We start from the raw sequence: 14,323 nt of genomic DNA, 5'->3' as shown, positions 1-14,323 counted from the left end.
CGCGAAAACCGGGAAGGACACGGGCACGGTCGGAACGGCCGATTGAAAGCCCGATGCTCAGGTCATCCTTTGTGTGACGACCGTCGATATATCATGTCCATTCAGGTTGCTGTAGCGGTCGGCGAGGCTTTTGAACAGCTCACCCATTTGGTCCGACCGAACGGTAAACTCACCATAATTGGGATCAAAGAGCGTCGTCATTCCATTCGACGTGGACGTTGCCATAGTGTGTGCGCCACCTGCGGCGAACCGTAAGCCGAGTAAATAAATCGACGGGTCGGCGGTGACTTCGTTCACTATCTGGGCAATACGCGAAGATGAGCCAAACCTATATCGCGTCTGTTCGTCAGCTGGCTCCAAACCCGCTTCGCGCAGCATTGTGCTTTTTGCCTGAAGGTTGTGAGAACCTCCCGCCCTGTCGTTTCGCAACTCAGTCTTGATATCTTCATACCGCCGCTGCCGCACCGCCGCCGAGGCATGGTTTTCAGCGCCCGGGCGCAGCGCGCCCATTCGGGATGCAGGGCTGCTGTGCTGATTGCGGAGCCACTCCGCTGCCAAACCGACGCAGATGCCGTTGACATTGGCCCCGGGCAATTCAGCCGTCCTGTATTGAAACAGGTGACGAATCGGCCTCCCCGGAGAGGACGGATTGGAATCTGAGGACAGAGAGGACGTGCTGGGGCTCGAGGAGCCCGGGCTGTAAACGTTTGCGTCTGAGGTATGAGGCCTGCTGCAGCAGAGTCCCATTCGGTCAGACAACTCCTCAGGCGGCAAGCTCTCTCGTTGCACGCACTCGGTAAGCGCTTGCGCAAAGCTACCAGTGTCAGCGGACTGATTTGATTCGTCGGCCTGATCAGAGCGTATCGATTGGCCACCAACTCGATTATACATGATGGTTCGCCTGTCTCTTCAGCGTACGTTTAGTCTAAAGCGAGTGCGGGGAGCTCACGCCCTGCCTACGAATGATATTGCTGCAAGCTGTCGACGAGCTGACGAACTGATAAGCTTTGGAAGAGCGTCGCACTCGAGCCCGATTATTCGGCGAGCCCACGCTTCAACCGCCGCTTCCGATTTCAGACGCAGGGCAGCGGCCGACAAGCACGCAGTTCTGGCCGGAGTGGTTGCCCCCGCTGAAAACAATCATCATCCCGCCCGCAATGGCACGGGCTGCTCCAGCACATGAAACATCTCTTGCGTCCACTTTATAGAGCACTCCCGCGTGGTGTGCGGATATCAGAGGCAAGACTTCCGCACTTGCGACTGGCGGAAAGCCCCGACATGTCCGCGGCCCCCTGCCTTCCGGCGATGCAGAACCAACCCAGCGGCACCGGCTCGGATCTTTTCTTCAGGAAATCGTTGTCCTCGTCATGCCGTTGCGCTCATTCGTGAGAACAATATTGCCGCTTCGGATGGCTCTAACCCGACGATGCCCACAAAGCTTGCTGGCGGCATCGGGATGTCCCGATGGATTGGTTTCCACAGATGCAGACAATACCTACTGTTATTGACATATTGCGAATGCGGCGGATGCAATTGCATCACGCATTCTTCTTCGTTCCAAAATAGGTCCTTTACGAAGCACATCTCCTCCCAGTTTGGACAACGCCGCGGCGTCGAGACAGCGACGTGCTCCCAGCTAGGACGAACTAATCCACTGATTTTGAGCTCACACCCGCAAGGCCCCTGCACAAGAAACAGGCCATGAGGGCCCGATCCGGGCACACTGGCGAACCGGCCGTATTTTACCCGGCCGGCCTCCAGCTTCTCTATAATCTGCGCTCGCACGCCCCCTCCTTTGCTTCCCGGTTCGCCTTGAAGTCCACATAGATGACATTGTCCGGAAGCTGATGAACTGGCGCCAGCTCAGTCCGCAGCGCAGCATTCCAGAACCACTTTTCAGCGAACCATCTGCTGAGAAAGCCGCAGATGTTCATCATTACTTGCTCCCCTACTATCGGTTTTCGGATGAGAACCAGATGAATGCTCTCACGGACGCTGAATACGGGCCCTGCACGCTCCGCTCCATGCGACACAGCCTACAGATGGATTTCCAAGCTCATCGCAACCCGATGGGCGAGCCCGCCGAACAACTCCGTCACGAAGTCGAGCCGCCTCACGCGCGCCCACCGCCGAACAGAGCCTGCCTTAGCAACAGCACATCTGCCTTTGGGCCTCTGACTCCTCAAAAACAATCGTTCATTGGCTGCCCGTTCGGATCATCGGACGATCTGCTCGAACATATGAAGCGGTCCGATAGCGGCCCATCAACTCGTGGCCGATGAATCGATTGTCATCCTGGCAGCTCTTTATGATCGCCTCTGATGCTTGCTTGTTCATCTCATTACGGCTCGCAAACCACGTGGCCAACGCGTGACAATTCCAGGGCTGCGCCTCGGCGCCGTACTGCCATGTTGTACCCGATAGATCGCAGCACCCGCTTCTCGCCGCGTGTGAAACAGTGCCAATGCGTCATCTATGTGACGATGCTCGAGCCGTATGAGCGCTAAATCGGCCGAGCTCGCATTAGAGTAAAGACGGCCGGCCACCGGAAATATTGGGGCTAATACCATCAAGTTCTTTCGAGCGCTTCTTCGTAAGGTAGCCGTCAGGGAAGATGACTAGTCCATCTCATCGACTCTCAACGTCGACCATCGCCGCTCCTTCAGACTATCAAGAGATGCAAATCCTAACGCACTGTCGCCAGTATAGCGCTGGTGGCGCATTCACTCTACCGGCTAATGTTTGATTTCAGGCATCGATGTCGCAAACTCTACTACAGGCAGATAATCCATTGCACCGGAGCCGACGGACATCATTTTTTCTGTGTCAAAAGAGGGCGCAACACCTCTCCGGTCATGGCATACTGATTGCTCTGGTGACGAGACACCAAATCAACAAGACGCGTTGTATCCAGGGCCAATTCACAACGCGACGTAGGTCTTGATTCGTAACGCCCCGCCTGAGCTGACGAAGCGCGATCCAAATAACCAAGCCGGATGCCTGTCACGCGGCAAACAGCTTCTCGATTCTCGATCCTTGAAAGAACACCGCGAACTCATGAATGACACGAGACTTCTAAAGAAACGCGATTCTTCGCGTGCCAGCGCGTCGTGTGGTGAATGATGCATTGGCGCACACCAAAGCAACCCATGACGAGGCAATACGTCGCTGATTTCGGCTCTTTGCAAGCGCAAAGGCGGTGGAACCTGTGGCCGCTGGTCGGGCTGCTCTTAAATGCGCTGCTCTGGGCCGGTATCTACTGGATCACTACAGCGCTCCTTTGAGCGAACGGACGCGATGCACTGGCGACAGTCACGATGAACGAGGTGGCGCACATGCGCTTCTCGAAGCCTTTTTGGGCCCGCACTGATCCAATCAGTGCGGGGGATGGAACAGACGCGCCCTCAGTTTGACAGTTGAACTCCGTTTTTAGGCAAGCTCCAGGGCGACACTTAGCGCAACTACCTCGCACCCCGTCGGGCCTTTCCGACGCAAACGTAATAGCGGACGCAAGAGGATGACATATCGGGATCGGCGAAACCGATGAGCCCATCAACATCCTGCCACGAGTCCATCAGTATCCTGCCTGGAGTGACGTCGGCTATTACCGACCAGATCCACAACTGCGGGCGGACAAGTGCTCTGCGAACCCACGCACACGAATGGCAACAAGAATCGGGCGATCGGTGTCCACTGTGTCGCGATTAGCAGATCCCACACAGCCACCTCGTCTCCCCCCGGGATCCCGACCCACGCTGTGCAGATCTGCGCATACTGCATACAAGCCAGCAACCGGCATTGCCCGGCGCTGAGCATCATCGCCCTCATAATGAATTGCGAGCCGATCGGCGGGACCGGTCGTCGAAGCGAAGTGAGTCCTCACAACTCTTAGTCGGGCCAACTATCGTCGGCGGTTCGGCGCGCTTGCCAGTCTTGGGCCCGCCGAGCGAGCTTGTCGTATTCCATCGCGATCTTAAGAAGCCTATCTCTGGGTCTTCCGTAAGCGAGTGCTTCCGCTTTCTTTCGCGTTGCTTCAGCTCGGCCCCGCCAGTGATCGGGTTCGTAGAGTTTGCTTTTCGGATTCATGGTGGTCAGCATGCAATCCGCAGATCAAGGAAATGCGACGCTAGAACTCCGTACAATTACGTAAGACCGAGGCGCACGGCCACGGCACAATCGACAGCAGCATCCCTGGTTATGCGCTGACACTCACGCCGTCCCGGCCTCACGCAAATCCCTCGTTCAGTGATACGACCTGCCATCTTCCAACCGAGACGCTCTCTCGTAGCGTCGGTGTAGATCATCCAGAACATCTTTAGCTGGCGCCCACTAAGAGGCTTGAACCGCACGCTGCGTCAGATTGTACGATCCTCGACAATTGGGACCGTCTTCGACAATCTAGCCGCTTCCTGACAGCGATGATTGCTCACCCGGCGCGTTCTCCCCGGTTAAAAGGTCTCCTTCGCCTGATGCAAGGACGACAATCGCAGCCTCACCGACTTGAAAGGATATCATGACTGAAAGCCAACGGATCGCTTTGGCCTCGCTCCTCAACGCTACCTACGGCGCGATCGCTCTTGCTGCCATATTGACAGCTGCAATTCCCGATCCCGTGCATGCGCGCGATCAAGCGCCGACTGAAAAGGAGAAAGAGGCTTGCATGGAGGACGCGTTCCGCCATTGCAGCAACCACATACCGGATCGCGTCGCCATCATTTCATGCCTCAGATCAAAGCAAGCGAGCCTCAGCCGGCAGTGTCGATATGTGGTGTCAGGTCGCGACAGCGGCACCAAAAGCAGCGATTCGAAGTGAGGATTGATAACTGAGCGGCATTTCCGTTAGCACACCGGTCGAACGGGATCTCCAGGCCACCCCAGCAATCTGAGAGCAAATGAGCGCGGCCGATCGTGAGTGGCACTTGCGCTCGCGGTTGACGGGGGCAGCGGCGTTTCGCCCGAGCAATCGCTCTCCGCGTTGCTATAGCTCAAACGATAGAACCCTATGCTAAGTCGAGGTACGCGTTTGATCCTCGGTTCGCGTTTAGACGGCCGCATTCTTGGACGCGTATTGAGTTCGTCGGCCGACGATTTCGCGTTGATACGACGCCGAATCGAGAACTTGACCCTCACGTAGCGTCAGGTTGTAGCGTCGCCGAGTGACCCACAGCTTCACTGCTCGTTTCATTCAATGAGGCGTCTGTTCCTCGCGAACGTGCCGCTGCCGCAAAGCCGCCGCCACCGATGACATGCCTCCTCAACGAAAGTCCCGGTCGAGCGCGAGCGCCTGAGGTCTGGACAGGAATCGTGTAAAGTTCGATGGAAGCGCTCAAATCGATTATTGGCAAAGTTGCTAGCGGCGCCACTCTGAGTCGGGAGGAGTCCGCGTTCGCATTCGACGGTGTGATGTCGGGTCGCGCAAGCCCCTCGCAGATCGGCGGCTTACTGATGGGCTTGAGGGTCCGCGGCGAAACAGTCGAAGAAATCACCGGCGCGGCCTCCGCAATGCGGAAGAGAATGCCGTCCGTCGAGGCAGGATGCGACCCCATTTATATCGCCAGCACGAACGACACCTCTTTGTGTGCGGTCAACGTGTGGACCTGCGCCTCCTTCATCGTCGCGGGAGCGGGCGTTGCTGTCGCAAAGCATACCAACTGCGCTGCGTCTCTAGGTTCGGGCAATACTGCAGACGTCCTCGCGCGCATCGGCGTGAAGATCGATCTTGAGCCTGACGCCGTTATGCGTTGCGTGCGCGATGCCGGCATCGGCTTCACGTTTGCATCGGCCCACTATCCGGCAATGCAGCGCGTAGCCCAGATCCGAACCGCGCTTGGCACCCACACTATCTTCAACCTCATTGGCCCTCTGTCGAATCCGGCCAGGCTTAAGCGTCAGGTTGTTGGGGTCTGCTCTCGTGAATGGGTACAGCCTCTGGCGTACGTGTTGAAAAATCTTGGCGCCGAGTCGGTGTGGGTGGTTCATGGTTCCGGTGGACTCGATGACATAACCCTCGCCGAGCCGACCTTTGTTTCCGCGCTTGAGGCGGGTACAGTCCGCACCTTCGAAGTGAGGCCGGAGGAGGCCGGATTCCCTCGCGGCCTTAGCAAGGCACTGGATAGCGGCGATCCCGACAACCTCGCGCTGCAAAGCATACTCGATGGCGCACCAGGTCGAATTCGCGACGCCTCACTTTTTACGGCTGCGACTGCATTGATCGTGGCCGGCCGGGCTTCGACGCTGCAGGAAGGCGTAGCGATTGGGCGAGAATCGCTTGATCGCGGCGCAGCAGCCGCTCGACTTAAGCACCTGATTGCGGTTTCCAACGCGTGACCGCTGAGTCTGTCGATGTTCCAATCCTCCGACCAAGGACGACATGCACAAACGTCAGAGATCGCAACCGCTAACGTGCGTCCCTTCCGCGCGGTTCGAACAGCATGCGGCGCCTGCCCGCCAAATTATCGCAATTCCCGTCAAGTATCATGGCGTGAGAGGTACCCTTCCGCTTTGGCGAAGGAGCCAGCTGCAACACGTCGTTGCGTTCGGGCCGCATCAAAGTGCGCGCTGCGCCTCAAAGGAGATAATCGATGACGGCCCCGCAGGACATGGAAGCGCTCGGCTCCATAGCACTGATCGAACACATCATTCGAAAATTTCGGGAACTGATTGACACAGATAGTTCAATTCCGTCGGAGCTGCGGGGCGCGCTACACGCTACGCTCGACGAGCATCTTCTTGATGCAAAGAAGCGTGTCCTCTTAAAGACACATTAGCATCAGGCTGCGACCAGAGGCGAAGAGCATCAGCACGGCGCCGACAACCGGATCATCCGCATGCGCTCGCGGGAACATCCGGCCGCAATCGCCTCGCCGATTCATGAGCGATGGGCAGGCTCTTTGCCGGACAGATCGGCGCGTTTTCTCGTTGGTCGCCCCTTCAAGACAGGTGGCGGCAGCTCTCATTTCGGCCTGCTATGGCTACGCCCCGCGCGATACCGTCCCGCGCGTCACCCTGGTGGCTGACGCTGTTGAGCAGTAGCGGATCTCCATGTGTGTTCGCTTCGGACGCACAGTTCCGACATCGTGCATCAATGTCGAACGCGACCGCAAGCACGCGGATTGACGCTATGGAAATGTAATTTTCGCAAGTATCGAAAATAGCAACAGCCACTATTCGCCCCAAAAGCGCCAGCCCACGACAATCCCTCAAGACTATTGCTTCAACACCTACCAGCTCTGGTAGCTCCGTTATGGGGAGCCGCGTAGCATCATCCACTGCGGCAACATCAAGCCCAGAGGGACATCCGACTTCCTACGGCTGCGCCCTGACGGGCGTTCACGCTGGATCCTGGCGCAATTGAGTGGAACAAGTGATGTACGTCGCATTGGAAGGCATCAGATAATGTCCAGCAACCCGTTCGAAGCAGCGATGATACTCGACGGCATCCGCCGCTGGGTCGAGGTCGAATCTCCGACGGAGCGGCCGGATCAGGTCAACAAACTTGCTGATCTCGTGGCGGAGGGCTATCGCGACTTGTCGGCTTCCGTTGAGCGCGTTGCGGGACGTGACGATCGAGGCGATCATTTGATCGCGCGTTCGTCCTGGGGCCAGGGCGTGCCAGGCATCCTGGTGCTGAGTCATCTCGACACCGTTCACCCGATGGGATTCATAAAGCGCCTGCCGTTCAAGGTCGAGGGCGATAAGGCATTTGGGCCCGGTATTTACGACATGAAGGGCGGCGCATATCTCGCTTACCATGCATTTCGGCAGATTTGCGCCGATGATGTTCGCCCGCCGCTGGGCATCACCCACATCTACGTATCCGACGAAGAGATCGGCAGCCCGACTTCGCGGGCGTTAATCGAGGCAGAAGGCCGCAAGGCCAAATATGTGCTCGTGACCGAGCCCGCGCGCGACGGCGGCAAGATCGTCACGGGCCGCAAGGGCATCGCCCGCTTCGACGTCTTTATCAGAGGCACGCCGGCCCACGCCGGCGCGCGTCCTGAAGATGGCTGCAGCGCAATCCGCGAACTCGGCAATGTGATCCAGGCTCTTGAGACGATGAACGATCTTCAGCGCGGGATCACAGTCAACGTCGGTGTGGTCCGCGGCGGCACCAGGCCGAACGTAATCCCCGAGGACGCTTATGCGGAAGTCGACATGCGGGTGCCGACCTTGGCTGACGCCCACAAGTTGGTACCGACGATCCTCGGCATTAAGTCGCGCACCAAGGGCGTCACGGTGAAGATCACGGGCGAGTTGAACCGCCCGCCCTATGAGAAGAGCAGCGCCGGCGCGGCGCTTTATCAGCACGCCAAGGAAATCGCCACCGAGCTCGGCTTCAAGCTGCACGACGTCTTTAGCGGCGGCGGCTCGGACGGCAATTTCACCGCGGCCCATACGGCGACCCTGGACGGCCTGGGTGTCGACGGCAAGGGTGCCCACACGCATTACGAGCAGCTTTACATCTCGTCGATTGAGCCGCGTGCCCGGCTCCTCTATCGCCTCTATCAGACGCTTCAATGATCTCGACCGGCGGGAATTGCGACGCCTACGGACAAAGAGCTGCCCTACTATCAGGCGCACGTTATCATACACTTCCGCCGGAAATCGGCATCGTCTCGCCGGCGCGGGACGGATGCGACTGAATCATCCAATGATAGTGCAACGGTCAGACCGAAATCCGTTGCGGCGCTGACGGGAGCCTTGGATCGCGAAAGCATGGACCCTGCAAGGGCGCTTATCGGCTGCGAACATATGCGGCGACTTTCTGATGCAGATCGCGGTGCAGAATACGCTCGAGGCCGTAGCATTCCGCACTAACCTCAGAGTATTGGCGGACTAATGCTGGCAAGCAAAAGGGCTTGAATCAGACGTAACGTTAAGTTGTACGATCTCGAAACTGGCACGAGGTCTCTTCTGCCGCCGGGATTGTGAAGGATTGCGAATGTCTGGCTTGATGAGAACCAAGTCACAGTGGTTGATCATGATCCCCATCTCAAAGAGCCAAGCGGCTGAGACAGCTGTGCAGCGAGGCCTGATCGCGTCGCGACGTCTCGCAGGCAGTCGCAGATGGCCCGGTATTCCAGAAGTGGTACTAACGGGCTGTCTCAGGCTGCCCAATCTGAGGACTCGTGAAATCAGAGGCGATCAACCTAAACCTCGCTGCCGACTTCTTGCAGGGGACCGTTGCCTCCCAAATCTCAAGACTGACGGCCGGCCACAGTACCAAAGGCAGTCAAGAAGCAGCTTTTCGCTCCATCCACGCCAGCTTCCCGCGCTGGCACGGCGTCCGCACGCACGAGAGCCCATGCGGCGGCAAGGATTTTCAAGAGATTTGAGCTGCAAGCGTCGTTCGGTCTGACCGCTGCGACTTCGGAAGAGATTGCCTGGTATTCTGGAGCAGCAAGTTGAAAGAGCCTGACGGCGCCAAGCAGGTCCTGCTAGTTGACCATATTGAAGGCCAATGCCGGGCCATTGTCGGCTTCAAAGATGACGATCCAAGATCGGCATACATGTGCGGCGAGCCAGTTTATCAAAGACCAGGCAAGAAGCAGTCATCGTGGTGCGCCTATCATTACGGACAGATGCACGCGACTGCCGTCGATCGGCACGGGGTGACTGATCGAGTGGGCGACATACCTAAACCGGTATCGATTGCTCGTAACCCATGACAGCCATTAAGACCCCCGCTGTTCTGCAGAGGCCGCGCGCTAATAGCCAGGGTCAGTCAGCCCGGAATGACGCGATCGAGACCTGTTCGATGCAATGCCGAGCTTCGGTTCAATTGCATCGGGAGAAACATTTAAGCAGACAATCATTAGGATCGCGGCACATTGGTTCAACGGAATGCGGCGCAAAGCCGCCTTACGCTCACCGCCTCTGCGCAATCCGCCGTATCGAGTTCATCGTTCTTCATATCGCGGTGTCTACTGACCGTATCAAATGCTCGGGAGATCGGCGTTGCCTCGGATCCTAATCATGAATGCCGGTACGTCACAAATGTCGGGGGACGGTCTGACAGCAGCTCAAATCTCCTTTACCGCCAACTCGGCTTCACGCTCAGCATGGTTTGCACAGGAGGGCGACCTTATAATCTCACCGGTTGCCATCCGGCCGGACTTGTTGTCCTTCATTGGCGCGACGCTCGATTTCGATGCCTCGAGCCTTTCGCTTCTTGTGCCTGAATGCGGCGGTACAGCCAGCGTTCTTGATGATTGCACGCTGCTGTCAAATATTGTTGTTGAGAGAATCAACAGCCACCTTCGGAAGAAATCGTCCTGGAGAATATATCCCTGCTATCCTAGTGAAGGCGTCGCGCGCTTGGCGGCACTGCTGCGTATTCCACAGAGCGGGAGCGAATTCGCTCTGCAGCGGGGGCCTGATCTATTGAACCGCAAGAGCCACTTCCGTCAATTGGCTACAAGTGTCGGACTTCCGTTGCCAAGCGGGTGCGTAACCACGAACTCAGACGATCTATTGCGGGCGATTACCTCGCTGAGGTCTGAGACCGGCAACGTAATCGTCAAGTTGGACAATGGAGCCGGTGGGGTCGGAAATGTTATCCTGACCGGTCACGACAGCGGTCCATTACCTGGGGCACGAGATACCAGGCAGATTTCTTGGCCGTCGTTTAATCCAGAAGCACTTTGGTCTGAGATGACCACAGCATCGTGCAAGACACTGGTCGTGGAATCGTACCACTTGGCTCGGTCTCCCTTCTATCTCGAATACGAAATCGAGGAGGACGGTTCGATCGCCTTCATCAACAGTGGAAGCATTCGTCTGCGTCGAAGCAGCGACCAATCCGAAAGGTCTCTCATTTGGACGGGACTTGAGCTGCCAAGCGATCTGAGAAACGAACAATGGCTGGCTGCCCAGACGCACGCCTACCGATTTGCGGAGCTCGCGCGAGGCCTCGGATACCGCGGAATGATCAACATCGATGCCATTTTCACGAGCGATGGGCGGCTGCTATTTAATGAGGCGAACGGGCGGTGGGGTGGAGGCTCGGTGTTACACAACATTGCCGTTCGGCTGCTGGGTTTCGACTACTCTGGATTCTACGTTATTTCATCCGTCAGAAATGTTCGATCACGCTCTCTTCAAGCGGCACATGACCTTTTCGTCAAGGAACGCTTTCTGTTCGACCGCAAGCGCAAGGATGGCGTGATCCCGCTTGCTGCTGATGAGGATGCAGGCACGGTCGAATGCCTCGCAATTGCGCGCGATCGGGCCGCATCACGCGAGCTACAGCACCGACTATTGACAATGAATTGAACGAGATCTCAACGTACCCTCTTGCGTCGATTGCGAACTCGCTCGTGTAGCCACTCGCTAAGACTGGTCGCAATCGATGCACAATTTCGTTCATGGCGCACGGAGTTTGCAGTCTAGAGAGATGCCATCGCGGATAATTTCCGCGAATACGGCATCGTCGCGTGCACGTCGAAAGCCGTCCCTCGAGCGCGATCGTCGAGCGGAATGTTGTGACCACTTCCGCATCGAAGCGACCAACATCAGATCCTGCAGCCGCATGGTCTTCGAGAACGCGGCGTCAGTATCGGCCGGAATCAGTTCCTCGGCCAGGAAGGCCTTGAGCGGCAGATCGGTGAGCGCCATTTGGCCGCAAGCCGCTCGACCGAAACGTCAGCGCCGATGCCGGCGAGCTGATCGTCCGACCGCTCGAGCCGTCACCTTGGCCATCAGATCCCTGAGGTCGGCAACGCCAACGACGTCTCCCTCCGGTGACGGCCGCCTTGTCGGGTTAAGTCGAGTGCTGTGTAACAGTCCTTATGGACAGCAATAAGTGCAGTGCTCAGGTTGAACGGTTCGAGGTTGTTGAGACTGGCCGGCGTCGTCGCTGGACCGATGACGAGAAGCTCAAGATCGTTTTGGAGAGTTTGCAGACATCGCGCGCCGTCTCATCGACGGCTCGGCGATATGGAATTTCGCGCTCGCTGCTGTTGACTTGGCGGCGATCGTTTGGGACCCGGGCGAGCGGTGACGAACAGCCTCAGCCCGGCTTTGTGCCGGCGATGGTGATGCCGGACCCACCTCCAGCGCGGTCGACCGTTGTGGCGACGCCGGCGAGCGGGCGCATGGAGATTGTCGTCGGCAAGGCCTATCGTGTGATCGTGGACGCCGGCGTTGATATGACCGCGTTGTCTCGCGTGTTGGACCTTCTGGAGCAGCGATGATCCCGATCGCAGCCGGCGCGAGAATCTGGATCGCGACTGGTCACACCGACATGCGCAAAGGCATGCAAGGCCTGGCATTGCTGGTGCAGGAAGGCCTCGGGCGCGATCCTTTTGCCGGCGACGTCTTTGTGTTCCGCGGTCGCGCCGGCACGCTGATCAAGGCGCTTTGGCACGACGGGGTTGGACTGTCGCTCTACGCCAAGCGGCTGGACCGTGGCCGCTTCATCTGGCCGGCGACGGTGGACGGCGTGGTGTCGCTGACCGCAGCTCAGATGGGCTATTTGCTGGAGGCGATCGACTGGCGCAACCCTCAACACAGCTGGCGGCCGCAGAGCGCGGGATAGGCTGCGCAAAAATCCCGTGAGATTGCAAAAAACCCGCGCCAAATCGCGGCTTTTGTGATTCCATCGGGGCATGGGTGATAGTCCCGAGAAGCTGCCGGAAGATATTGAGGCGCTGCGTGCGGCGTTGCTGGCAGCGCGTGCCGAACTCGCCAGCGTTCGCGCCCAACAGTCCGATGACCAGGCGCTGATCGCTCACCTGAAGCTGCAGATCGAAAAGCTGAACCGTGATCGTTATGGCCCCTCGCTCGGAGCGTACCGCAAGGCTGCTGGATCAACTTGAACTGACGCTGGAGGAGCTCGAGGTCTCAGCGACTGAGGACGAACTCGCCGCCGAAATCGCTGCCGCTCGGACCAGCAATGCGACCACCGTGGCGTCGTTCACCCGCCAGCGGCCGTCCCGCAAACCATTCCCGGATCATCTGCCCCGCGAGCGCGTGATCGTACCGGGGCCGACCTCGTGCGCCTGCTGCGGCGGTTCGCGGCTGTCCAAGCTCGGCGAGGACATCACTGAGACGCTGGAGGTGGTCCCGAAATCCTGGAAGGTGATCCAGCACATTCGGGAGAAGTTTAGCTGCCGGGATTGCGAGAAGATCAGCCAGGCGCCGGCGCCGTTCCACGTCATCGCTCGCGGTTGGGCCGGCCCGAGCTTTTTGGCGATGGTGCTGTTCGAGAAGTTCGGCCAGCACCAGCCCCTGAACCGGCAAGCTGAGCGCTATGCCAAGGAGGGCGTGCCGATCAGCCTGTCGACCCTGGCCGATCAGGTCGGTGGCTGTACGGTCGCGCTGAGGCCATTGTTCCAGCGCCTCGAAGCCCATGTGCGGAGCGCCGAGCGACTGCACGGCGACGACACCACGGTGCCGGTTCTGGCCAAGGGCAAGACCTCAACCGGCCGGATATGGGTCTACGTCCGCGACGACAAGCCATTCGGCGGGCCGGCACCACCAGGGGCGGTGTTTTACTACTCACGCGATCGTGCCGGCGAACATCCTCAGACGCATCTGGCCAGCTACAGCGGAATCTTCCAGGCCGATGCCTATGGCGGCTATGGCAGGCTTTACGACCTGGGCCGCAACGCAGGTCCAATCCTGGAAGCCGCCTGCTGGGTCCATGCCCGACGGCCGTTCTTCGTGATGGCTGATCTGGCGGAGAATGCGCGCCGCAAGGTGCAGGGCAAAAAGCCCGCGGTGATCTCGCCGCTGGCGCTGGAAGCAGTCCGCCGGATCGACGCCTTGTTCGAGATTGAGCGAGGCATCAACGGCCAGACGCCTGAACGGCGCCGGGCCATCCGCCAGGAGCTCAGCGCGCCGCTGGTCGCCGATCTGGAAGCCTGGATGCGGGAGCAACGCGCCAAGCTCTCACGGCGCAACGACGTCGCCAAGGCGATGGACTATATGCTCAAGCGCTGGGGCGCGTTCACCCGCTTCCTCGACGACGGTCGCATCTGCCTGTCGAACAACGCCGCCGAACGAGCCGTGCGCGGTATCGCCCTCGGCCGCAAGTCCTGGCTGTTCTGCGGCTCCGACCGCGGTGGCGACCGTGCCGCGCTGATGTACAGCCTGATCGTCACGGCCAAGATGAACGACGTGGATCCACAAGCCTGGCTCGCCGACGTCTTGGCGCGCATCGCCGCACATCCAGTCCAAAGGCTCGACGAACTGCTTCCGTGGAATTGGCGTGACCGAAACAAGCGAGCCGAAAAGGCAGCCTGAGTGACCGCTACGCGGTCTTCACCGGATGCTTACCCAACGACTGTCCCTCCGATGGTTGTCCTGTAGGGCATGATCG

General features: G+C 58.7%; 13 protein-coding genes. 9 read left to right on the top strand and 4 right to left on the bottom strand.

The genetic code is table 11. From position 1 onward, the window contains the following. Positions 1-57: 57 nt before the first annotated feature. The 3 genes from ACVMB1_RS02455 to ACVMB1_RS02445 form a co-directional block, all read right to left on the bottom strand. Complete coding sequence (locus ACVMB1_RS02455) at positions 58-747, bottom strand: YopT-type cysteine protease domain-containing protein (RefSeq protein WP_256558789.1); 690 nt, start codon at positions 745-747, stop codon at positions 58-60. A 618-nt stretch (positions 748-1,365) separates the two neighbouring features. Beyond that, positions 1,366-1,689 carry a DUF7694 domain-containing protein gene (locus tag ACVMB1_RS02450; protein ID WP_420866004.1) on the bottom strand — a complete coding sequence of 108 codons (324 nt, stop codon included), beginning with the start codon at positions 1,687-1,689 and terminating at the stop codon, positions 1,366-1,368. Positions 1,690-1,766: 77 nt separating this feature from the next. Continuing rightward, positions 1,767-1,937, bottom strand: a complete 171-nt coding sequence (locus ACVMB1_RS02445; protein WP_253603399.1) for a hypothetical protein — start codon at positions 1,935-1,937, stop codon at positions 1,767-1,769. Positions 1,938-4,513: 2,576 nt separating this feature from the next. On the opposite strand from ACVMB1_RS02445, the gene ACVMB1_RS02440 reads away from it, so the two are divergent. The 6 genes from ACVMB1_RS02440 to ACVMB1_RS02415 all read left to right on the top strand — a co-directional run bounded on the left by ACVMB1_RS02440 (position 4,514) and on the right by ACVMB1_RS02415 (position 11,274). Further along, positions 4,514-4,813, top strand: a complete 300-nt coding sequence (locus ACVMB1_RS02440) for a hypothetical protein (RefSeq protein WP_245313956.1) — start codon at positions 4,514-4,516, stop codon at positions 4,811-4,813. 503 nt (positions 4,814-5,316) lie between these two features. Further along, positions 5,317-6,327: an anthranilate phosphoribosyltransferase gene (gene trpD, locus ACVMB1_RS02435; RefSeq protein ID WP_069278734.1), complete on the top strand. Its 1,011-nt coding sequence runs from the start codon at positions 5,317-5,319 to the stop codon at positions 6,325-6,327. 254 nt (positions 6,328-6,581) lie between these two features. Next, on the top strand, positions 6,582-6,767 hold the full coding sequence (locus tag ACVMB1_RS02430; protein ID WP_057016764.1) for a hypothetical protein: 186 nt from the start codon (positions 6,582-6,584) through the stop codon (positions 6,765-6,767). A gap of 628 nt (positions 6,768-7,395) precedes the next feature. Further along, entirely contained in the window at positions 7,396-8,520 is a 1,125-nt protein-coding gene (locus ACVMB1_RS02425; protein WP_253587748.1) for a M20 family metallopeptidase, read from the top strand. An 884-nt stretch (positions 8,521-9,404) separates the two neighbouring features. Next, entirely contained in the window at positions 9,405-9,668 is a 264-nt protein-coding gene (locus ACVMB1_RS02420; RefSeq protein WP_141713529.1) for a hypothetical protein, read from the top strand. Positions 9,669-9,975: 307 nt separating this feature from the next. After that, complete coding sequence (locus tag ACVMB1_RS02415) at positions 9,976-11,274, top strand: preATP grasp domain-containing protein (RefSeq protein ID WP_245313955.1); 1,299 nt, start codon at positions 9,976-9,978, stop codon at positions 11,272-11,274. Between the two features lie 90 nt (positions 11,275-11,364). Here the strand turns inward: ACVMB1_RS02415 and ACVMB1_RS02410 are convergent, their stop codons facing one another. Beyond that, positions 11,365-11,616 (bottom strand): hypothetical protein, encoded by a 252-nt coding sequence (locus ACVMB1_RS02410; protein ID WP_069278732.1) that lies wholly within the window; start codon positions 11,614-11,616, stop codon positions 11,365-11,367. 173 nt (positions 11,617-11,789) lie between these two features. Here ACVMB1_RS02410 and tnpA point away from each other — a divergent pair, with 173 nt between their 5' ends. From tnpA to tnpC, 3 genes are all read left to right on the top strand, one after another. After that, the gene (tnpA, locus tag ACVMB1_RS02405; RefSeq protein WP_456848180.1) at positions 11,790-12,194 is read left to right on the top strand and encodes an IS66-like element accessory protein TnpA; all 405 of its coding nucleotides are present in this window, start codon (positions 11,790-11,792) and stop codon (positions 12,192-12,194) included. Then, on the top strand, positions 12,191-12,538 hold the full coding sequence (tnpB, locus tag ACVMB1_RS02400) for an IS66 family insertion sequence element accessory protein TnpB (protein WP_038388978.1): 348 nt from the start codon (positions 12,191-12,193) through the stop codon (positions 12,536-12,538). Before tnpA ends, tnpB begins: the two co-directional genes overlap by 4 nt. A 70-nt stretch (positions 12,539-12,608) precedes the next feature. Then, positions 12,609-14,247 (top strand): IS66 family transposase gene (gene tnpC, locus ACVMB1_RS02395; RefSeq protein WP_456848178.1). Its coding sequence is split into 2 segments (ribosomal slippage): positions 12,609-12,776 and positions 12,778-14,247, totalling 1,638 coding nucleotides; the frame shifts between segments, so codons are not numbered across the junction. The last annotated feature ends 76 nt before the right edge of the window (positions 14,248-14,323 follow it).

It is taken from the genome of Bradyrhizobium sp. USDA 4504, from assembly GCF_054063995.1.
Note: the sequence above shows the minus strand (reverse complement) of the source record. Positions and strands in the feature narration are given on the sequence as shown.